This is a genomic window from Bacillus cereus group sp. MYBK222-1, assembly GCF_051916425.1.
Lineage (GTDB): Bacteria > Bacillota > Bacilli > Bacillales > Bacillaceae_G > Bacillus_A > Bacillus_A paranthracis.
Genome location: NZ_JBQAGP010000006.1, coordinates 135,637 through 156,722, shown reverse-complemented (window position 1 = coordinate 156,722; position 21,086 = coordinate 135,637). Strand labels below are relative to the sequence as shown.

Sequence of the window (21,086 nt, the reverse complement as noted above, 5' to 3'; positions counted from 1 at the left end):
CATCCCTCTCTATGTATATACTTAACCTGGTGAAGTTTACAAATCTATTATAATACTTCTATCCATATATTTCAAAAAAACAATCTCATTTCCACTAATTTTTAACAAATAACGTTCAATATTTTGTCACTTTGTACTTTTTTCCACATCTGTTAATTCAATTTCATTGCGGTTGAAATTCGCATTATGCCATAATAGCATAGGAGAGGTGAATATCGCTTGAAATATTTTATTTACTTTATTGTTATCGTAGCGTTTCTAGATACATTTTCACAATTACCTATTATGAGTACATTCGCTCAAAGTCTTGGAGGATCCCCTCTTATTATTGGGCTAGTTGTCGGCATGTACTCATTCGCTAATATGATCGGTAATATTATTGCTGGCGCTGCTGTCGATAAATTTGGTGCAAAAAAAATACTTTATATAAGCATGGGACTTACGAGTTTCATAGTCTTGTTATACACTGTTGTTCAAAGTGGTGAACAACTATTAGTTGTGCGCTTTATGCATGGCTTTAGTGATGGATTTTTAATTCCTGCTGCCTTTACGTTTTTATCCAAACAAACAAATGCAGCAAGACAAGGTAAGGCAATGGCTCTGTCTGGTGCTGCTGTTGGAACAGCGGCAATTGTAGGACCTGCTTTCAGCGGTATTATGAAAGCAACTGCTGGTATAGAGTGGGTGTTCATTACCATCTCTATTTTAATGGTTCTCGGTACGATTGTATCGCTCTTCTTCTTACCAAATAACGTATCAAGAAAAGATACTTCAAGAACACAAATGATGAACAAAGAAGATATGTTTGAATTATTGAAATCAGAGCCGTTATTACAGGCATATATTGGTGCTTTCACACTCATGTTTTCACAAGGAATTGTCACTTATATGTTACCAGTGAAAGTTGAGGCATTAGCACTTAAAGCATCTACAACAGGCATGATGTTAAGTGTATTCGGCATTACCGCTATCCTCTTCTTCTTACTGCCAACAAATCGTATTTACGATCGATTTAATCGTTCAAAACTAATGCTAATCGGTATTACAGTAATGGCATTAGCATTATCTTTACTTGGATTATTCGCAACAAAAGGTATGCTCTTTATCGTTATGATGATTTATGGCGTTGGATTCGCTATCCTTTTCCCATCAATAAATGCATTACTTGTTGAAAATACGACAGATGATAAACGCGGAAAAGCATTCGGATTGTTTTATGCTTTCTTCTCATTAGGCGTTGTTGCTGGATCCTTTACAGTTGGAGCAATCGGGGCATCCCCTAGCGTCAGCTTCGTTATTGGAACTGCATTCTTATTAACATTTGCCGGAATGATTTACGTAAGAAGCAAAGTAAAAGGCAGAGACAAAGTAAAAAAGACAATGATAGGATAATTCCATCATTGTCTTTTTTTAATGATAAACTTCTATTCAACTTTTAACTTTCAATAAGCCGTATTTAATAAACAATATGGCATTATATTTTTCATAGAGATAATACAATGGATAACAAAATAAGAAGAAAATAAATACAGTTGGGACATCGTCTATAATAGAAAAATATTTTACTAGCAATTCCTTAATACTCTCTCCAATTATAATAAACAGTGGAATGATACAAATTGCCGCTAATATTAAGCATGGTGTGATCCTCATTTCTTTTAGCCCCACCTTACAGTGTGGACACTTGAATGAAAAAGGATGCGGGAGCTCCATAATATGTTGTGCAGTAATATTCCCTTCACACTGTGGACATTCAATTACTTCTTTCATGTAACTCACTCCTTTCTATCCATAAAAAAGAGCACTATCCAATAGCGCTTTTTTATTGCCGAATATATTACTTTTGTGTGTAGCTAAGTAACAATGTAAATAAATTGAATGGTAAAGGCAATACTACATTTCTTCTTTTACAAAAAAAGTTTATCAATACCAACGATACTTCGACAATTTCCTCGGAAATATTTCCTTTCCCTACATAATTTGATACACTACATATAAACAGACACTTGTATTACATAAGCTAAAATAATAACTTACTGTACAAATTCAAAAGCACATTCTTCATATGAAGAATGTGCTTTTCTGTTATTAACGTTTAATCCAAACAGCGCCTGCTGATTTATCCTCTGCCTGTCCAACAACTTGGAATTTAAGTCCAAGGTTCGGAACTTTTCTTCCTGCGTCTGCAATTTGTTTATTACTATATACTTTTGAATCATCAAAAGTTGTAACACCTTGTAATCCAGAATAGTTAAACTGTCCACGTGTTAATGAATTTACACTCCATGCTGGTGTTTGATCAAATGAAAATGCAGCGTCTGCAATTTGCATACCTGTATTACCGTAAGTTGGTTTTCCGTTTAAATTGCCAACAAGTGCCTCTGGATGCGAATCTACAACACCAAGGAATCCTTCACCTGGATGCACCCCAACCCAGTTATCTTTAAAGCTATCATCTGCATACCAAACGACAAGACCTGTATTATACACTGGACCTTTTCCTGCTTTTAAACCATTATCTGATCCCGCATAGTTTCTCCACTCTAAGTAGTAATAATGAGCTTTTTTCTCTGTTCCATCAGAAACAACGAATCCATTTAACTGCATTTTTGATGTTCCTTCTGCATCATCAGAAAACACTACTTGTCCATCAACTGTTACATTTACATTATCCATCGCGAAACCTTTATACGTTACTGCTGGATCTGTAATATAATCGAATTGCAGTTTTACCTTTTTCCCTTTAAATTGACTTAAATCGTATGACTTATCAATCCATTTCCCATCTGTTGTATCTTTATCTCCTTGGACTACTTTTTCTCCAAGTCTATCAATTAATGTTTTCGTTCCATCTTCTGTTACTGCATGCACTTCAACAAAATCGCACTCTGCTTCTAACTCATAATTTGCTTTATAATCAAACTTTGCATTTGTTCCTTTTGTTAAATCAAAGAACGGTGTTTCTAATGTTGTATGCATATCATCGCCTCTTGTACTATAATATGCATGCTTTCCAAACTCCGGTTTAATTGTTTCAACACTTTTGCCTGGTAAGTTAACACGTACAACACCTGGACGATTTGATTTCGTAACACTTTGATCAATATATGTAGGAACTCCTACCCCACGCTTAATTTTATCGTAATCTACTTCTAAAATTTTTGCCCAGTTGCCCCCCATATTCTTTTGTAAGAAATCTTTATTTTGTGGTGAAAAACTAGTTGGCTCTGTTCCTGCAATTTTCCCTGTCCAACTACCTCCACTCATTAATGACCAAGCTTCGACAGGTGAACCAGTTCCAGTATATTTCGTATCATATTCATCTGGTAAGCCAAGATCATGTCCAAATTCATGCGCAAATACACCTACTGCTCCATCTTCTGGTTCAATTGTGTAATCATGTGCTGCTACTTTGCCACCAAAGTAATCTACCTTTGATTTTGTCCCTTCAATTGCTACTGGATCTATTGCTAATTTTGAACGATGTGACCAAATGGCATCATCACCTAATTTACCTCCACCAGCTTCTTGACCAACACCAGCATGGATTACCATTAAATGATCAATTACACCGTCAGGTTCATTTTGATTCCCATCCCCGTTTGTATCATATCTATCAAACTGATCAAACTGAGATAAATCTAACCCTTTCTCAGCAGCTGCATGTAAAGCTTCTTTCACTAAATCACGTGCGCCTTTTGGACCTTTGTTATCATGACCACTGCTACCATCAGCACCGTAATCAGATGCTTTTCCTGGAACTGTTAGCCACTCCGTTACATATCCATCTGTCGTATAACTACCGCCAGACTGCTCTTCGTAATATTGTTTAAATGTTTTTACTTTCGAACCATCAAATAACGTATATGGTTCATTACCAAATAACATCTTTTGATAATGCTCTCTACTAAAGTCATTCGAATACATATACCCTGGTGTTTGATCAATATTATTATGTTTATAATCACTAAATTCAACAAGTAACACTAATACCTTATCCGTTCGAACAGATCCCTTATACGGCGCTTGCTTTGCTTTAGATGTTGGAACTTGCCCATTCAATTGTTTTTTATTTGGTTCAGGCTTTTGCTCAGGGCTAACGTTTTTTTCAGGTTTCTTTACCTTTTCCTTTTCTTCCATTTTTTTCTCTTTTATTTTTTTCACGAAATCAGATGCCTCTTTAGCAGTATCAGCTGGAAGAATTTCTTTATTTGCCTGGTCCCCTTGTTTCTTTTCAATATATTTCTCTACAGCCTTTTTCGTCTCTTCTTTAGAAGATGCTGGATTAATTTCTCCTCTTTCTTTCAGAGCTTCCGCTAGACGATCTTCTTGAATTAAATTGTAATCAATTGGTGTTGTAGACACATTTTCTTTCTCTTTTGCTGGTGTTTCTGCGTATACTAATGGGGCACTCATTACAGATGTGCATCCGATAATTGCCGCAATTGCTAATGACGATAACACTTTAAATGGCGCTTTTCTTCTCATTTCATTTCTCTCCTTTTATAAAACTTAAAATTCAGATAAAGTGGGATAAATAAGTGCATTTAAATCAAAAGCTCTACTTTCTGCCCTCCCTATATAAAGTGAAACTTTAATCAGTGGGGAGTTTGTTCATCCCCACTGATTATTAGTTGAACCAATCGGGCATTTACGGGCAGTTGATTCCCCACCTAACTTCTTTGCCCCAGCTGAATTTTGAGGTGGGAGTCTTACTGACCGTTAATGCGGGATAAAAAGGCATAATTCTATAAACATTAAGCTTTCTGTTATAGAATCATGCCCTCCAGTTTTCTGGTCAGACTCTCTATCTGTCTATATCAAAATATGAAAAATAAAGAGTGATTTGTATATATTAAATAGTTTATATAACAAATTTAAAAGACAATATGCAAAATTGCATGAAAATTCTTTTAAATACAAAAAAAGAATCCTAGTCACTTAAACTAGGATTCTTGATTTTCTATTATTTCTCTTGTGTTTTTTCCCAATCAGCTAAGAATTTCTCAATTCCTTGATCTGTTAGTGGATGCTTCACTAATGAAGCAATTACGTTTGCTGGGATTGTTGCAATATGTGCACCATTTAATGCTGCGTCAGTTACGTGAACACTGTGACGTACAGATGCTGCGATAATTTCTGTTTCGATGCCATGAATTGCAAAGATTTCTGCGATTTGGCGAATTAAGTCCATACCGTTATGACCGATATCATCTAAGCGACCTAAGAATGGTGAAACGTATGTTGCACCAGCACGAGCTGCAAGTAATGCTTGAACTGCTGAGAACACTAATGTAACGTTTGTACGAATTCCTAAGTCAGAGAACGCTTTTACTGCTTTTAAACCTTCTGTTGTCATCGGAACCTTTACAACAACGTTTGGAGCAATTTTCGCTAACTCTTTTCCTTCTTCGATCATTTTATCTGCTTCTAAGCTAATTACTTCTGCACTTACAGGTCCTTCTACAACGTTGCAAATTTCACGAATGCGCTCGTGGAAGTCTACGCCTTCTTTTGCTACAAGTGATGGATTTGTCGTTACTCCAGCTAATACGCCTAATGCATTTGCCTCTTTAATTTCGTTAATGTTTGCTGTATCAATAAAGAATTTCATTTGTTATTCTTCCTTCCTAATTTTCATTTTATATTTATTTATTTTTCTTAATAAGCTCTAATTCAATCGGAATAGATTTGTCCACTTTTTTACCTTGCGTGATCTCTTTTGCTGTTTGCATCGCCTTCTCTCCGATTAATTCCGGTTTTTGAGCAACTGTTGCAGCCATACGCCCATCTTGAACCGCTTTTACAGCATCTTCAGTTGCATCAAATCCAACAACGACTACATCTGTTTTTCCAGCAGACTTCAATGCTTCAAGTGCCCCTAATGCCATTTCGTCGTTATGGGCAAACACCGCTTTAATGTCGCTATTCGCTTGCAAAATGTTTTCCATAACAGATAATCCTTTTGCTCTATCAAAATCAGCCGCTTGTTTAGCAACTACTTTTAAAGATTTATCCGCTACGTTATGGAATCCTTTCCCACGCTCACGAGCAGCAGAAGATCCAGGGATTCCTTCTAATTCAGCAACGTTTGCTCCTTCGCCAACTAATTCACGAATGTAATCACTAGCCATTTGACCACCTTCAATGTTATTAGAGGCAATGTGAGAAACAACTTTACCTGAATTTGCAACGCGGTCTACTGTAATAACAGGAACATTCGCTGCATTTGCTGCACTTACTGCTGAAGCAACAGCATCTGAATCAGTTGGATTAATAACAACTACATCGACACCTTTTTGAATTAAATCTTCAACATCATTTGTTTGCTTTGCTGCATCATTTTGTGCATCAACAGCAATCAATTCGATGCCACTATCTTTCGCTTTCTTTTCTGCACCTTTTTTCAAAGTTACAAAGAAGGGATTATTTAAAGTTGAAACAGAGAATCCAACTTTAATAGTTTTATTTCGACCTTTATCGCTAGAATCCTTTGCCCATTCTGGTGGTTCCATTGAACAACCAGCAGTAATGACCATAATACATGCAACGAGTATAAGTAACCATTTCTTCATGAACTGTCCCTCCATTACGCTTCTTTTCGGCGATCAATTAATACAGCTAGTAAGATTACAAGTCCTTTTACAACTTGTTGGAAGAAAGAAGATACACCTAATAAATTTAAACCATTATTTAGTACACCGATAATAAGTACACCGATGAATGTACCAACAATCCATCCTCTTCCCCCAGAAAGACTAGTTCCACCTAATACAACTGCTGCAATTGCATCTAATTCGTAAGAAGTACCTGCAGTCGGCTGTGCAGAATCTAGTCGTGATGTTAAGACAATACCTGCAAGCGCTGCCAAAATTCCGGAAAGACCGTAAATCATTACTTTAATTCTCGTAACATTAATACCTGATAATGCTGCTGCTTCTTCATTTCCACCAATTGCAAATGTACGGCGACCAAATGTCGTTTTCTTCAAAATGAAGTACAGCACTGCGAAAGCAATCATCATTGTAACAGCTGGTACTGGAATACCAAGAAAATAACCGCGGCCAAACATTTGGAACATTAAATGATCACCAAGACCAGTGATCGGACGTCCGTCCATATAAACAAGCGTCAACCCGCGAAAAATAGTCATTGTTGCTAAAGTCGCAATAAATGGAGCTACTTTTCCCTTCGCTATGATGATACCGTTTACAATTCCCATTACAAGACCAGCTAATAATCCAACTGCCATCGCAAGGAACGGGTCCATGCCACTTGCCATCATTCCAGCAACAAGTGCACTTGATAATGCTAAAATAGAACCTACCGATAAGTCAATACCCCCTGTTAAAATTACAAAGGTCATTCCGAATGCAATAAGCGCATTAATCGATACTTGACGCAGTATATTAAATAAATTTGGAATTTCAATAAACGCTGGATTTAAAGCCGTAATTACTACAATAATTAGCGCTAGTCCAATTAAAGACCCAAGTTGTTGTAATACATTCCCCTTCTTAGCCATCCTTACTCTCCCCCTGTAGCTAGTGCCATAATAGACTCTTGTGATGCCTCATCTTTCTCTAAAATGCCGCCGACTTTTCCTTCATGAATAACAAGAACGCGATCACTCATCCCTAAAACTTCTGGAAGCTCAGATGATACCATAATAACGGCATCTCCTTCTTCGGTAAGCTTATTCATAATAGAGTAAATTTCTTTTTTTGCTCCAACATCAACACCCCTTGTTGGCTCATCTAAAATGAGTAACTGCGGGTGGATACCTAGCCATTTTGCAATTACAACCTTTTGCTGATTTCCACCAGAAAGAGATTTTACCGCTTGCTCTCCACTAGATGCTTTCACATTAAGAAGCTTCATCATGTCCGCCGTAAACTGTTGTTCTAGTTCGTTACTTACGACACTCCCCTTTGAAAGACTTTCTAAATTCGTTAAAGCCAAATTTTCCCGAATTGAGAAATCTAACACTAATCCTTCAGATTTTCTATCCTCTGTAATGAAAGCGATTCTTTGTCTAATCGCATCTATCGGACTATCAATCTTTACTTCTTGTCCATTTATAAAAATTTGGCCAGAATCTAAAGGTTCGTATCCAAATATCGCTTTCATAATATCTGTACGGCCAGCTCCCATCAAACCAGCAACACCAAGGATTTCACCTTTTCTCACCTGAAACGATACATTTTCAAACTTCCCTTTTTTCGTTCCATTACGCATCTCAAAAATCACATCGCCAATTTGACTATTTCGTTCTGGGTAACGTTCACCAATGCTGCGCCCCACCATCATACTCACTACTTCATCAAATGATGTTTCTGGAATTAATCTCTTTCCCACGTATTCTCCATCACGCAAAATCGTAATAGCATCACATATTGAGAAAATCTCTTCCATACGATGCGAAATGTACACGAATGAAACACCTTCTTTACGTAACTTATTGATTACTGTAAAGAGCGTTTCGATTTCACGATCCGTCAGTGCCGCAGTAGGCTCATCCATAATAATAACGCTTGCATTTGTCATTAGTGCTTTCGCAATTTCGATAATTTGCTGTTGTCCAACCGATAACTCTCCTGCCAACATAGCTCCTTTTACATGTAATCCTAACTCTGCTAGTTGCTGCTGCGCAATCGCGTTCATTTGGCGCGTACGTAAAATACCTGTCTTCCCATACATTAACTCTTTACCGAGAAACATATTTTCAGCTACTGTTAAATTCGGTAATATGTTCAATTCTTGATGTATAAATGCAATACCGTACTCTTCAGCTTCTTTCGCATTTTTAAAAGTTCGTTCTTGTCCATCAATCGTGATCGTTCCACCATCTCTTTTGTATACACCTGTTAAAATCTTCATGAGCGTTGATTTACCCGCTCCATTTTCCCCCATCAATGCATGGACTTCTCCTGTTTCAATCATAAATTGTGCATTCTTCAAAACAGGATTTCCATTGAACGCCTTTGAAATATTTTTCATTTCAATACGCATTCCCATCACTTCCCTTTATTAAAAAATCACGCCTGCATGTAAAATTACATTGGCATAAGGCGTAGCCTCGCCTGTACGAATAATGGCCTTCGCTTTCTTTGTATGCTCTTTAAATTGTTCATGAGATACATATTCAAACGCTGGCTCTACTAATTTCAGCTCAATCTCTTTATTTATTTCCGCATTATTGTTAATAACCTCTTCTGCTAACGTCACTTTTTCAATTGCCATATCATCAGCTACCACTTGCAATACATCTAAAAAGCTAGGTTTTCCTATTTCAACAGCTAAATCAATTCTTTTTACTCCGTCAGGAATTGGTAAACCGCAATCAGCAATTACAATCGTATCCGTATGCCCAAGTGAAGCAAGGATTGATGCAATCTCACTATTTAATACGCCGTGCTTCTTCATCCGACAATCACCTGCACTTCACGTACTCTATCTCTCGTTGGCATACCGCCTTGCGCCCCAAGTTTCGTTACAGAAAGACCACCAGCAATATTCGCAAAACGAATTGCTTTTTGAAGTGTTTCTCCTTCAGAAAGCGCAACTGCTAATGCACCATTAAATGTATCACCAGCTCCAGTCGTATCTACTACATCAACAGCAATGCTAGGAACATGTACAATCTCTGTACCATTATGGAAACGTACACCGTTAGAACCTTCTGTCATCAATAGTTTGTTTGGATATTTAGCCAGTAACTCTTCAATTGGTGATGTGAAATCATCTAATACGATGCGACACTCATGTTCATTTGGCGTAATATAAGTTGCCTTTTCTAAAATATCTTCTGATAACACTTGTGCTGGCGCTGGGTTTAACATAACCGGGATTTTGTGTTCCTCACAAATAGCTAATACATATTTTACTGTTTCAAGCGGAATCTCTAGTTGAAGCACAACCATATCAGCTTTTATAAGAAGATCTTTTGAACGATTTACAACCGACTCATTGACAAGAGCATTCGCTCCTTGCACGACAACAATACTGTTATCCTCTTCTGCTAAAACGATATGAGCAATTCCTGTCGCCGCATCTGTAACCGGTACCACATAGTCGATAAAAACGCGTTCGTTCTCTAAATTTTTTCTAACTACAGTTCCATAATTATCGTCTCCTACCGCTCCAACCATCGCTACATTTGCGCCTAATCTAGCTGCAGCAACCGCCTGGTTAGCTCCTTTCCCTCCTGGAATTGTATGAAATGCTTCACCAATTACTGTTTCCCCTGCTTTCGGACGTTTTTTTGAAACGGCCACTAAGTCCATTGAAATACTACCTACTACTGCAATATTTGGCATCTATTTCATCTCCTTACTTCGTTGTATTTCGTTCTATAATTTCAATCGGTAAACGATAATGTTTCTCTTCTAATACGTTTCCTTCCATCTGCTCTAACAGCAGTTCTGTTGCAATTTTCCCCATTTCATAAATTGGCTGTGCAACAGTTGTAATAGATGGATACATCATCTCTGTTAAAGAAATTCCATCGAATCCGATAATTTGTAAATCATCCGGAATAGAAATCCCCTTTTGAAGCGCAGCCTTTACGATACCTATTGCAATTAAATCATTCCCAGCAACAATTCCATCAATATGCGGGTATTGTTCTAATAGTTCCACCGCTACACGCTCACTATTAGCTGGATCAAATGTACTCTCTGCAATCATATAAGAAAGATTATTTTGCGTAATAACGTCTACAAAGCCTTCAAAACGTTCATTTGCTGTGCTTACGTCACGCGGTCCACGAATATGTGCAATATGTTTACAGCCCTTATCTATTAATAACTTTGTCGCTACCTGACTTCCCGCATAGTTATCTGCATACACAGCAGGTATACGCTCATTAAACATACGGTCAATTGCAACGACTGGTACTGACAAGTTCATGTAATTCACACTATTTTGTGGATTTGTCGCTACAATAAATCCATCTACATTATTTTGCCTAAGTACATCAATATATTGCTTTTCTTTCTCTAAACTTTCATCAGAGTTACAAAGTACAACTGTATACCCTTGCTTATGCGCTACATCTTCTACGGCACGTGCAACTTCTGGAAAGAATGGATTCACGATATTTGGAACAACTAAGCCAATTAAACGAGATTTTTTATTATACAGTGAACGCGCTACTGTACTAGGCTTATAGTCTAGCATCTCAATCGCTCGTTCTACTTTCTTTAAAGTATCTTCATGAACATATCCATTTTTATTTAACACTCTGGAAACGGTCGCAACAGATACTCCCGCTAATTTTGCAACGTCTTTAATCGTACTCATTTTCTTTCCTCTCCATTTCATGTAACCGTTTACAGAAAATAATATAACGTATTTCTAGAAATACGTCAATCATTTCTCACGAAAAAGCTTTTAAGGTTATACTCAAAAAAGCACCGCCATAAGGCGATGCTTTTTCATTACGAATAGGATACAGTTTGTTCTTTTTCCTCTGTAGCTGGCTCTTCAGCATCTTTTTTACGATCTGACAGTTTAATCTTCTGTAAGAAAATCGTAAAGATAGCGCCTACTACGATAAATACTAATCCTGTTAAGAATACAGTATGAAGTGAGTCTACTAAAGAGTTTTTCAAAATTGGTACAATGCTATTAGCGAATGCTTCTGGCATTTGTTTTAATGCCTCTGGACTAAATAACATTGAATATAAGCCTTGCGGATCTGTATGAATCATATCTTTAAATTTCGTTACCATTTGTCCCGCTTCTTTTGGGAATGTATCTAATACAGGTACTAAATTTTTTGTTAACGTTGTACCTGAAGTGTTATTCATGATTGATCCTAAAATTGTAATACCAAATGTTCCGCCGATTTGACGGAAGAACTGACTTGATGATGTTACGACACCAAGATCCTTTTTCGGGAAGCTTTCTTGTAACGCTAATGTTAATGTCGGCATTACAAGACCCATTCCTAAACCGATAACCATCATATAAGAAGTAGCAGTCAATTTAGTTGTGTGCATATCCATCGTTGTTAATAACCAGAACCCTCCAGCCATTATAAGCATTCCTGTAATAATTTGTGGTTTTACACCAACTTTTAATACAAGTTGCCCGCCAATAATACTCATCACAATCATTGTAATCATCATTGGCGTCATAATTGTTCCTGATTCAGCAGCACTTACTCCTACAATTCCTTGCATGAAGAATGGTACGAACATAATCGCACCGAACATTCCAATACTCATAAAGAATCCAATCGCATTTAGTAATGTAAATGTACGATTTTTAAAGAAATGCATCGGTAAAATTGGTTCTTCCGCTTTCGTTTCAACGATAACAAAGCTAACGATACCAATTAAAGCTAATGCAAATAACCCGATAATTTGCCAAGAATCCCATGCGTAATCTTTTCCACCAAACGTTAATGCAAGTAATAAACTGACAACACCGAGAATCATCGTAAAGATCCCAGCGATATCAATTTTAATTGGTCCTGTTTGTTTATGTGATTTTAACCCCATTGCAATAAAGATTGTTGCTAAAATACCAACTGGCAAGTTAATGTAGAATACCCATCTCCAGTTCACTGCATCTACAATCCAACCACCCACTTGTGGTCCAATTACAGAAGCAAGACCGTATAACGCACCAAAAATACCTTGCCATTTCGCACGTTCTTTCCCCGTGAACATATCTCCGATAATAATCATAGCCATTGGCATCATAATACCGCCACCAAGACCTTGAATACCACGGAAAATAATTAATTCTGTCATACCATTTGCCATACCACATAATGCTGAGCCAACCATAAAGATAACTAGCCCTGTTATATATACGTTACGACGGCCAAGTAAATCCGCTAATTTACCTGCGATTGGTACAACTGTCGTTGATGTTAACATATAAGCTGTTGTTAACCACGTCATTAAGCTTAATCCGCCTAGTTCACCGACGATACGTGGCATTGCTGTACCAACGATTGTTCCATCTAAGGCAGCAAATAGCATCGCAATGATTAAACCGATTAACAACAACTTTCTATTTATATTTTCTTGTTGCTCCATGTAATCTCCTCAATTCCTCTTAGTTATTCTCTTTTTTCTCTTGTGTCCCGCAAATAATTGTTTCTAACTTCTCAAAGAGGCGTAACAAATCTTCTCTTTCTTGTAATTCTAAATGTGAGAAATATTTTGCAATGTGCTCATTACGAGCGGTCATTGCCTCTTCTACTCTAGCTTTCCCCTTTTTGGTTAACTCAATGACGACAACACGACGGTCCTCTTTGTCGTGATAACGCTCTACAAGCTCTTGGTCAATTAAGCGATCGATCATCACTGTAATTGCACTAGGCTTTACATACATCTTTTTTGCTAATTTTGTCGCCCTTGAAGCTCCATAATGATCTAAAATCTTTAAAATATAAAACTGCGGTGGTGTAAGTCCTGTTGCTTGCATTTGTTCTAATAACTCCGTCTGCATTTTCTTTCCAATCGAAAAGGCAAGAGCTTGAATTTTATCGATATGCATCATATCATTTGGCATGTTATCCACCTCTTATTTAAACAATAAAATATTTAATGTATTTAAATATTAATCCGACGAATAAAATCCGTCAACGTTTTTATTTATAAAAACGTTTACATTTTTGTCACAAAGTTGTATAATTTTCGACGAAGTTAATATTGACAGTCACGGAGAATCGGAGTACACGGCTATGAATCATAAAAAAGGAAACTTTTTTATATTTCATGGCCTTTTTATATTCTCTCTGACTCACGACACTTCGAATTAATTTGGGGAGGATTTTCATTTTATGTTTTTTACACAATTCTTTAAACCTGCGCCCCACGCGGAACGCTTACCAGCTGACCGCGTTGATAGTGAATACCGTAAACTACGTTTACAAGTATTTTTAGGTATCTTCATCGGCTATGCAGGTTATTACTTTGTTCGAAAAAACTTTTCACTAGCAATGCCATACTTAATTGAACAAGGCTTTAGTAAAGGGGAACTTGGGGTTATCCTTTCAGCAGTTTCTATCGCTTACGGATTAAGTAAATTTCTTATGGGTATCGTATCCGATCGTTGTAATCCTCGCTACTTTTTAGCAGCTGGGCTATTTTTATCAGGTATCATTAATATTATTTTCGGCTCATTTTCTTTCATTACAACGAGCATTATACTTATGTTTGTACTTCAGTTTTTAAATGGATGGGTACAAGGGATGGGATGGCCTCCTTGTGGTCGTACAATGGTTCACTGGTTCTCTATTAGTGAACGTGGTACAAAAATGTCTATTTGGAACGTCGCTCATAATGTCGGTGGCGCACTTATGCCTTCCCTTGTAACATTAGGGTTATATTTCTTTGCAAATGACTGGAAAAGTATTTTTTACTTCCCAGGTATTCTTTCAATTTTAGTTGGTATTTATGTATTAATTACGATGAGAGATACACCTCAATCTTGCGGATTACCTTCTATTGAAGAACATACTGGAGAATATCCACCAGATGAAAAAGTACAAGATCGCGAACGCGAACTTTCAGTAAAGGAAATTTTATTTACATACGTACTAAACAATAAATTTTTATGGTACATCGCTATTGCGAACGTTTTTGTTTATTTCGTACGTTACGGTGTTGTAGACTGGGCTCCTACTTATTTAGTAGAAGAAAAAAGCTTTACTCATAGTAGCTCACGTACAGCTTATGCTCTATATGAATGGGCTGGTATTCCAGGTACACTTCTTTGCGGCTGGATGAGTGATAAACTATTTAAAGGACGCCGCGCACCTGCTGGTATTTTATTCATGGTTGGTGTATTTATCGCCGTTCTTGTATACTGGCTAAACCCTCCTGGTAATCCAATGGTTGATAGTATCGCACTTGTTGCAATTGGATTTTTAATTTACGGACCTGTTATGTTAATTGGTCTACACGCTCTTGACTTAGCACCAAAGAAAGCGGCTGGAACTGCAGCTGGATTAACTGGCTTCTTCGGTTACTTAGGCGGAGCAGCTTTCGCTAGTGCTGCTATGGGCTTTATCGTCGATGCATTCGGATGGGATGGCGGATTCATCTTATTACTTGTATCTTGTGTACTTGCAATGTTCTTCCTTGCTCTTACTTTAAAGACAGGATCTCCAAAACAAAAGCAAGCTTAAGCACTAATATTATTCTTATCAAAAAAAGAGAGACTGTTCTTTCCAGAACGTCTCTCTTTTTTCTACATATAATACTTTTTTCTTACAAAAGATTTATTTCTCTCTCTTATACATGTTAGCGTTTTCAAAGTGCTTCAACTACTTATATACATGCATCCAATCTCTATATAAAAAGATTTTTGAATATTTTCTCAACTTATGCTTGTCAAACATTGTCAATTTATATTAAAATAACAACAACATACAAAATATTTAGTCTTTTCAGAAAGATGGAGGGATAGCCATGAAGAATCCACTTCTTCGCATTGAAAACTTACAGACTTCCTTTCGCATACAAGATCAATATCATGCCGCAGTTGATGATGTTTCGTTAACTGTCCATGAAAATGAAATTGTCGCGATAGTTGGTGAATCAGGTTGCGGAAAAAGTGCACTTGCCCTTTCCATTATGCGACTGCATAATGAAGCAAATACAAAATTACAAGGGCAGCTTAACTATAGAGATAAGGATTTACTAACGATGTCAGCCGCAGAGATGAATAAAGTACGCGGATCAAACATCGGTATGATTTTCCAAGAACCTCTTACAGCACTCGATCCTCTTATGACAGTTGGAAAACAAATCGAAGAAAATTTAGACTACCACACAAGCCTTTCAAAAGTTGAAAAGAAAGAACGCACCTTAGAACTACTTCATCAAGTTGGTATTCCAAAACCAGAACTTACATATAAACAATACCCACACGAATTATCTGGCGGAATGAGACAAAGAATTGTTATCGCAATTGCAATTGCTTGTAACCCAGCACTTATTATTGCAGATGAGCCAACAACGGCTCTTGACGTAACCATCCAAGCACAAATTTTAGACTTACTAAAATCTATTCAAGAACAAACGAAAATGGGCATTATTTTAATTACTCACGATTTAAGTGTTGTCGCAGAAACAGCCGATCGTATCGTCGTTATGTACGCTGGACAAGTTGTAGAAACAGGAAAAGTTGAAGAGATTTTTAACAACCCTCTTCACCCATATACTCGTTCTCTATTAAACTCCATTCCATCTGCGTATGCTGAAAAAGAAAAATTGCATGTAATTCAAGGGGTGGTTCCTTCGTTAGCGAAGATGCCTCGCACAGGTTGCCGCTTCCAAGCTCGAATTCCATGGATTAGACCTGATCAGCACGAGGAAAATCCCGTTTTACATGAAGTAAAACCAGACCATTGGGTACGTTGCACTTGCTACAAACATTTTAACTTCCAAGATAAGAAAGGAGATGACGTAACTCATGGCACTGCTTAAAGTAGAAGATTTAAAAGTACACTTTCCAATTAAAGGTGGTGTTTTCGGTCGTACATTAGATTACGTTCGTGCTGTTGATGGCGTAAGCTTCGAACTACAACCTGGCGAAACGTACGGAATCGTTGGGGAATCTGGGAGCGGCAAATCAACAACTGGAAAAGCAATTATGCACTTAACAAAAGCAACAGGCGGTAGCATTCATTTTAATAATAGAGATTTAACAAAATTAAGTCGCTCAGAACTAAGAGAACAGCGAAAAGATATTCAGATGATTTTTCAAGATCCTTATTCATCCTTAAACCCGAAGAAACGTGTTATGGATATTATCGCTGAACCACTTCGGAATTTTGAGAAACTCTCACCTGATGAAGAGCGTAGAGCTGTTCAAGATTATCTTGATAAAGTTGGCTTAAATCCAGAGTCTATTTATAAATACCCACATGAATTTTCCGGTGGACAAAGACAGCGGATTGGTATTGCACGCGCACTTACACTAAAGCCGAAGCTTATTATCGCAGATGAACCTGTATCTGCACTTGATGTGTCAGTACAAGCGCAAGTTTTAAACTTCTTACAAGATTTACAATCTGAACTCGGACTAACATACTTATTTATTAGTCATGATTTAGGTGTAATTCGCCATATGTGTGACCGTATCGGTGTTATGTATCGCGGACGCATTGTGGAAGAAGCAACTAGTGCTGAAATTTATAATAACCCACAGCACATCTATACGAAGCGCCTAATATCAGCTATTCCTGATATTCGTCCGGAAAACCGCGAACAACAGCGTAAATTGCGTCGTGAAGTAAGCACTGAGTACGAAAAATCATACGAAAATTATTTCAATGAAAATGGACGTGCTTACGATTTAAAACCAATCTCGCCAACTCACCGGGTGGCATTACCATAAGGGAGTGATAAAACATGTGGAAATTTATATTACGCCGGATTTTAGTTATGATACCGCAATTATTCGTATTAAGCGTACTCGTCTTTACACTTGCTAAAGCAATGCCAGGTGATGCATTAAGTGGCGCTGAACTAGCAAACCCAAAAGCCGATCCAAAAGTAATTGAAGAACAACGTGAGAAACTTGGGTTAAATGATCCTATTCCCACACAATATGTAAGGTGGATTTCAAACGCCGTACAAGGAGATTTCGGTATTTCTTACGCACATAAAATACAAGTAACAGATATTATTGGGGAACGCCTTGGTAATACAGTGCTGTTAGCTCTTCTAATTCTTATTCTTACTTATTTAATCGCCATTCCACTTGGCGTTATAAGTGGGCGTTGGAATGATACGTGGGCTGACCGACTCATTACACTCTATAACTTTTTAGGATTTGGTACACCCCTATTTATTTTCGGATTAGTAATGTTATTCTTATTCGGCTTTTTATACCCGATCTTCCCTACGAGTGGTAGCGTTGATCCACAAGTGGCAGCCGGATCATTTGATTACTATTTAAGTAAATTAAATCATATGATTTTACCAGCTTTATCTGGGGCATTAATTGGCACTGTAGGAACTGTACAATATTTACGAAGTGAAATTATTGATACGAAACATAAAGATTTTGTACGCACAGTAAAAGCAAAAGGTGTACCAGAATCTAAAGTATATTCCAGACATATTTTACGAAATTCATTTTTACCAATTGCAGCATTTTTAGGATATGAAATTACAGGTTTAGTTGGTGGCTCTATTATTCTAGAAAATATTTTCGGCTACCCAGGAATTGGACAACTATTTTTCCAATCTATCACTCAACGTGATTTCAGTGTCGTAACTGCTCTTGTATTATTTACTGGATTCGCAACGCTACTCGGGACTCTTCTTTCCGATATTATTCTAAGCATCGTTGATCCACGTATTCGTATTGATTAATGGAGGTGAAGAAACGTTATGTTAGCAAATCCTGAAAAACAAACTGAGGTCATTCATTACGAAAAGAGCCCTTCTGGTTTCTCCATTATGTGGCGAGAATTTCGTAAAGATAAACTAGCAATGTTTTCCCTATTCTTTTTAGCTTTAATATTAATAGCCGTTTATACAACTTCATTTATTATGAAACAAGAAGATATCGTTCGAGTCGATCTGTTCGCCATTTATGATCCTCCTTCTGCTGAACATTGGCTAGGAACTGATTATGGAGGCCGTGATATTTTCGGACAATTAATTATTGGTACACGTAATTCCTTTACAGTTGGTTTAGCCATCACTCTTTTATCAACTCTTATCGGTCTTACAATGGGACTAATTGCTGGCTATTTTGGAGGAGTTGTCGATAACATCATCATGCGTTTTATCGACTTTATGATGATTTTACCATTCTTAATGATTGTTATCGTATTTATCTCACTCGTTCCAACTTTCAATATTACTACATTTATTCTCATAATGACCGCTTTCTTATGGGTCGGAAAAGCAAGACTTATACGCTCTAAAGTATTAACTGAGAAAGAACTTGATTACGTATCTGCATCTAAAACGTTAGGAACACCAAATTGGAAGATTATCTTCCAGCAAATATTACCTAATTTGAGCTCTATTATTATCGTAAATATTACATTAAATCTTGCTGGTAACATCGGAATTGAATCTAGTTTGACTTACTTAGGCTTCGGTCTACCAGAAAGCACACCGAGTCTTGGTACACTTGTAAGTTATGCAACAAACCCAGATGTATTGCAAGAAAAATGGTGGATTTGGTTACCCGCATCAATCATGATTTTAGTGTTGATGCTGTGTATAAATTTTATTGGTCAAGCGTTAAAACGTGCGGCTGATGCGAGACAAAGAAAAGGATAAGGGGTGGAGAAGTTATGAAAAAACCAAAACTGTACAAAGTATTAAGTACACTTGCTGCTTCAACATTATTACTATCTGCATGTGGGGGTGCTGATAGCGGTAGCAAAAAAACAAATACGAAAAAAGTAGAAACAAATAAATTTAGTGCTGCTGTAAAAAATGATGCTAAAGAGATTAAAGACGGATCATTAACATATGGACTCGTTTCAAATTCACCTTTTGCTGGTGTTTTAAGTAGAGTACTATATGAAGTTGCTCCAGATTCAGAAATTATGGATTTCTTTGATGAACAATTATTAGCTACAGATAAAAACTGGGAAATTACAAATGACGGTGCTGCAACGTATACAATTTCTGAAGATAAAAAAACAATTACTATTAAGGTTAAAGATAATGTAAAATGGCACGACGGTAATCCTGTAACAGCTGAGGATTTGGAATATTCTTACTTAATTATTGGTAATAGTAAATATACAGGTATCCGTTACGATACACAAATGCAAATGATTGAAGGTATGGAAGAATATCATACTGGAAAAGCTGACAAAATTTCTGGTATTAAAGTAGTCGATCCAAAAACAATTTCCATTACTTATAAAGAAGTAAACCCTTCACTGAAAACTGGTATTTGGACATATCCTACACCTAAAAAATATTTAGGCGATGTACCAATTGAAAAACTAGCTGAATCTGATAAGATCCGTCAAAATCCAATTGGATTCGGACCATTTAAAGTGAAGAAAATCGTTCCTGGTGAATCAGTTGAGTATGAGCGCTTCGATGATTATTGGGCTGGTAAACCAAAGTTAAAAAATGTAACGTTAAAAGTTGTAAATCCATCTATTGTTAGTGCATCTCTGAAAAAAGGTGATATTGATATTGCAGCAATTACTGCTGATCAATATCCGAACGTAAGTAAATTAAAAAATACACAACTAATTGGTAAAACTGACCTTGCTTACACTTATATCGGATTTAAATTTGGACATATGGACAAAGCAAAGAACGAAGCTGTAATGGATAAAGATAAATTCAAAGACGTTCGTTTACGTCAAGCGATGGCACATGCAATTGATAGAGAAAAATTGGCAGAGAAAGTATATCACGGCCTTCGCGTTCCAGCTAACTCTCCAATTCCACCATCTATGCCAAAGTACCATAATAACGATGTTGGTTCATATAACTTAGATGTAGATAAAGCGAAAAAACTATTAGATGAAGCTGGCTATAAAGATAAAAATGGTGATGGATTCCGTGAAGATCCAAAAGGTAATGAATTTAAAATTAACTTCCTAGCTAGTAACGGTAGTGAAACAAGTGAACCACTGGCTAAATTCTATATTCAATCTTGGAAGGATATCGGCTTAAAAGTAGAACTTGTTGATGGACGCTTACATGAATTTAATGCTATGCGTGAAATGATTAAAAAAGATGATCCAAAGGTTGATATTTTCTCTGGTGCTTGGAACACTGGTTCTGATCCTGACCTTTCTGGTCTATGGGGTAAAAATGCTGGTTTTAACTATCAGCGCTGGGTAAATGATGAAAATACGAAGTTATTAGATGCAGGATTATCAGAAAAAGCTACTGATGAAAAATATCGTAAAGAAGTATACGATAAATGGCAAAAATTAATTCATGACGAAGCACCGATGATTCCAATTCATTACACATTTGATTTAACAGGTGTTAATAAGCGCGTAAAAGATTTTGATGTCAATGCTGAAGTGAATCAAATAACTTCACATTGGAAAGACGTTACTGTAACAAGTGAGAAGCCAGAAGTAGAAAAATAATCATAAAAATAGC

General features: G+C 36.9%; 18 protein-coding genes. 7 read left to right on the top strand and 11 right to left on the bottom strand.

Features of this window, described 5'->3' with window-relative positions; translation table 11 throughout:
- The first annotated feature begins 219 nt into the window (after positions 1 to 219).
- Positions 220 to 1,392, top strand: coding sequence for an MFS transporter (locus ACTFR9_RS22215; protein ID WP_000873246.1), 1,173 nt, complete (start codon positions 220 to 222; stop codon positions 1,390 to 1,392).
- 36 nt (positions 1,393 to 1,428) lie between these two features.
- Here the strand turns inward: ACTFR9_RS22215 and ACTFR9_RS22210 are convergent, their stop codons facing one another.
- From ACTFR9_RS22210 to ACTFR9_RS22160, 11 genes are all read right to left on the bottom strand, one after another.
- Positions 1,429 to 1,770, bottom strand: a complete 342-nt coding sequence (locus ACTFR9_RS22210) for a hypothetical protein (protein WP_000665758.1) — start codon at positions 1,768 to 1,770, stop codon at positions 1,429 to 1,431.
- Between the two features lie 318 nt (positions 1,771 to 2,088).
- Entirely contained in the window at positions 2,089 to 4,488 is a 2,400-nt protein-coding gene (inhA2, locus tag ACTFR9_RS22205) for a M6 family metalloprotease immune inhibitor InhA2 (protein ID WP_048558048.1), read from the bottom strand.
- Positions 4,489 to 4,966: 478 nt separating this feature from the next.
- On the bottom strand, positions 4,967 to 5,614 hold the full coding sequence (gene fsa, locus ACTFR9_RS22200; RefSeq protein ID WP_000667661.1) for a fructose-6-phosphate aldolase: 648 nt from the start codon (positions 5,612 to 5,614) through the stop codon (positions 4,967 to 4,969).
- A 34-nt stretch (positions 5,615 to 5,648) separates the two neighbouring features.
- Complete coding sequence (rbsB, locus tag ACTFR9_RS22195; protein ID WP_000758978.1) at positions 5,649 to 6,575, bottom strand: ribose ABC transporter substrate-binding protein RbsB; 927 nt, start codon at positions 6,573 to 6,575, stop codon at positions 5,649 to 5,651.
- Positions 6,576 to 6,589: 14 nt separating this feature from the next.
- On the bottom strand, positions 6,590 to 7,525 hold the full coding sequence (locus tag ACTFR9_RS22190) for an ABC transporter permease subunit (protein WP_001074633.1): 936 nt from the start codon (positions 7,523 to 7,525) through the stop codon (positions 6,590 to 6,592).
- 2 nt (positions 7,526 to 7,527) lie between these two features.
- Positions 7,528 to 9,012, bottom strand: a complete 1,485-nt coding sequence (rbsA, locus tag ACTFR9_RS22185; protein WP_001217681.1) for a ribose ABC transporter ATP-binding protein RbsA — start codon at positions 9,010 to 9,012, stop codon at positions 7,528 to 7,530.
- A gap of 18 nt (positions 9,013 to 9,030) precedes the next feature.
- The gene (gene rbsD / locus ACTFR9_RS22180) at positions 9,031 to 9,426 is read right to left on the bottom strand and encodes a D-ribose pyranase (protein ID WP_000716155.1); all 396 of its coding nucleotides are present in this window, start codon (positions 9,424 to 9,426) and stop codon (positions 9,031 to 9,033) included.
- Positions 9,423 to 10,319, bottom strand: a complete 897-nt coding sequence (gene rbsK / locus ACTFR9_RS22175; protein WP_001132854.1) for a ribokinase — start codon at positions 10,317 to 10,319, stop codon at positions 9,423 to 9,425. The genes rbsD and rbsK overlap by 4 nt, the downstream gene beginning before the upstream one ends.
- Before the next feature lie 13 nt (positions 10,320 to 10,332).
- On the bottom strand, positions 10,333 to 11,304 hold the full coding sequence (gene rbsR, locus ACTFR9_RS22170; RefSeq protein WP_000104044.1) for a ribose operon transcriptional repressor RbsR: 972 nt from the start codon (positions 11,302 to 11,304) through the stop codon (positions 10,333 to 10,335).
- A gap of 137 nt (positions 11,305 to 11,441) precedes the next feature.
- Positions 11,442 to 13,055: an MDR family MFS transporter gene (locus tag ACTFR9_RS22165; RefSeq protein ID WP_000437635.1), complete on the bottom strand. Its 1,614-nt coding sequence runs from the start codon at positions 13,053 to 13,055 to the stop codon at positions 11,442 to 11,444.
- Positions 13,056 to 13,074: 19 nt separating this feature from the next.
- Positions 13,075 to 13,533: a MarR family winged helix-turn-helix transcriptional regulator gene (locus tag ACTFR9_RS22160; protein WP_001132356.1), complete on the bottom strand. Its 459-nt coding sequence runs from the start codon at positions 13,531 to 13,533 to the stop codon at positions 13,075 to 13,077.
- A 271-nt stretch (positions 13,534 to 13,804) separates the two neighbouring features.
- On the opposite strand from ACTFR9_RS22160, the gene glpT reads away from it, so the two are divergent.
- The 6 genes from glpT (at position 13,805) to opp4A (ending at position 21,073) form a co-directional block, all read left to right on the top strand.
- Positions 13,805 to 15,154, top strand: a complete 1,350-nt coding sequence (glpT, locus tag ACTFR9_RS22155) for a glycerol-3-phosphate transporter (RefSeq protein ID WP_000466372.1) — start codon at positions 13,805 to 13,807, stop codon at positions 15,152 to 15,154.
- Positions 15,155 to 15,437: 283 nt separating this feature from the next.
- Positions 15,438 to 16,457, top strand: a complete 1,020-nt coding sequence (locus ACTFR9_RS22150) for an ABC transporter ATP-binding protein (protein ID WP_000795375.1) — start codon at positions 15,438 to 15,440, stop codon at positions 16,455 to 16,457.
- Positions 16,444 to 17,370 (top strand): ABC transporter ATP-binding protein, encoded by a 927-nt coding sequence (locus ACTFR9_RS22145; RefSeq protein WP_001196380.1) that lies wholly within the window; start codon positions 16,444 to 16,446, stop codon positions 17,368 to 17,370. The genes ACTFR9_RS22150 and ACTFR9_RS22145 overlap by 14 nt, the downstream gene beginning before the upstream one ends.
- 14 nt (positions 17,371 to 17,384) lie before the next feature.
- A complete protein-coding gene (gene opp4B, locus ACTFR9_RS22140) occupies positions 17,385 to 18,353 on the top strand; it encodes an oligopeptide ABC transporter permease (protein ID WP_000265445.1) in 969 nt (322 codons plus the stop codon).
- Between the two features lie 18 nt (positions 18,354 to 18,371).
- Positions 18,372 to 19,277, top strand: a complete 906-nt coding sequence (locus tag ACTFR9_RS22135) for an ABC transporter permease (RefSeq protein ID WP_000880733.1) — start codon at positions 18,372 to 18,374, stop codon at positions 19,275 to 19,277.
- A gap of 14 nt (positions 19,278 to 19,291) precedes the next feature.
- Positions 19,292 to 21,073, top strand: coding sequence for an oligopeptide ABC transporter substrate-binding protein (opp4A, locus tag ACTFR9_RS22130; RefSeq protein ID WP_048558051.1), 1,782 nt, complete (start codon positions 19,292 to 19,294; stop codon positions 21,071 to 21,073).
- The last annotated feature ends 13 nt before the right edge of the window (positions 21,074 to 21,086 follow it).